Genomic DNA, 1594 nt, shown 5'->3' with positions numbered 1-1594 from the left:
CGTCAGGACGCCCCGGTTCCAGAGGAACGCCCTCTCCACCCACGCGATGTCCACAGGCTCGCCCAGGCGCTCCTGGAGGACTTTCCAGACGTACTCGTGCACGGCCGAGATGCCCTGGTCTATGGTGGTGCACCGGTCGACGTCCGGCACGATCCCCTCGCCGGTCCTGGCAAGGAGCAGGAGGTCCGTGGTGCGGTAGCCCACGTCGATTACGCCGACCCCCGCCTCCAGCAGCGAGCGGTCGCGTACCTGCCCGTCCTCCCTGAGCAGGGCGTGGAGGTAGGCTCCCCCGGCCTGCGGGAACACGCTGACCCTGCGGAAGACCACAGGCACGGCGGGCCGCTCGCCCACCGCAACCTGGCAGGAGGCTCCCTCCACCCAGGGTTTCACCTGCTCCCGGGCCGAGACGAACACCTCAAGGGGCAAACCGATCCCCAGCTCCACGTCCCCGGACGCGCCCACCAGCACGCACGCCGTGAAGAGGAGCACCAGGGTGTTCTGGTGCGCCACCTGCTCCTTCAGGTCCCAGGCCCTCACCGCCGTGTCCTTACGCATGGCCGCCTCGCCCACCGCGAACGAGCCGCTCACCCTGGGCCCCGTCAGCCTGACCTGGTAGTCCAGCCTGCCGGTGGGCGACCCCGGCAGCCCGAAAGCCTTCCGGCCTTCGTGGCGGGCCACAAGCGAGGGAAACAACACCCTCCTGTTCCCCCTGGCCACCGCCTTGCAGTACCCGTAGCCCACGTCAACGCCCGCCCGGAACACGTCAATCCCTCCCATATCCAGGATTCGCCGCACCTACCTGCCCACCTCCACCGTGCACCTCGTCAGCACCGGGCCCGACGCCCCGGACCGAACGACGAGCACGGTTGTGCCCGCGCCCCGGCCTTCCAGCAGCCCCGTCCCGGCAACCCGCGCGACCTGCGCGTCCTCGACCGAGCAGCTTACCTCCCCGGTCACGTCCACCGCCGTGCCGTCCGGCCGCCGGAGTATCACCCAGAACGGACCCGTCTGGCCGACCGCCACCCGCACCGGTCGGGGCGCCACGTCGTAGCTGGCCACCCCCGCCTGGGCGCACACCACGTTGCACGCCGCGGAGAGGCCCTCCCACCCGATCTCCACCACCGTGTTCCCCGTGCTGAGCCCCCTCAGGACACCGCCTCCTTCGGACCGCACCACGAGGGGGTCCGCCGGGACGTAAGAGGCCTGCGCGCTGACACTCACCTGGCTGCCGTCCGACATCACCGCCCGCACCACCACCTGCGCGGTCTGGCCGGGCTCCACGTGTACCACTTCGGGGCTGACCAGCAGCCTGCTGGCCACCGCTCCCGCCTGCGCCTCTCCGTACCGGGACAGCGCCCACAGCCCTCCCCAAAGCGGGAACTGGCTGCGCTCCTCCACCCTGGCTTCCACCCCCACTGCGGCTCTCGCCCGGTCGAGGCTCACCGACCAGGAGGCGAGGTTGGGGTAACCATCCGGGCGGCGGATGCTCTCCACGTTGCGCCGCAGGGCCTCTTCGGCCGCCGCGCGCACGGCCGCCTCATCGAGCACCAGCCTCCGTTCGACCACCCTGCCGTAGGGGTCCCTGTCCTCTTCC

Annotated in this window: 2 protein-coding genes; both read right to left on the bottom strand. The window is 71.2% G+C overall.

Features of this window, described 5'->3' with window-relative positions:
• Window positions 1–795: ParM/StbA family protein (locus tag AB1609_23495; protein MEW6049399.1), on the bottom strand; the 795-nt coding region annotated here is incomplete at its 3' end.
• Window positions 796–1594, bottom strand: a 799-nt coding sequence (locus tag AB1609_23490) for a hypothetical protein (GenBank protein MEW6049398.1), incomplete at its 5' end; no start/stop codon positions are given.

This window comes from Bacillota bacterium, from assembly GCA_040754675.1.
Classification (GTDB): domain Bacteria; phylum Bacillota; class Limnochordia; order Limnochordales; family Geochordaceae; genus Geochorda.
This window is presented reverse-complemented; position numbering and strand designations above follow the sequence as displayed.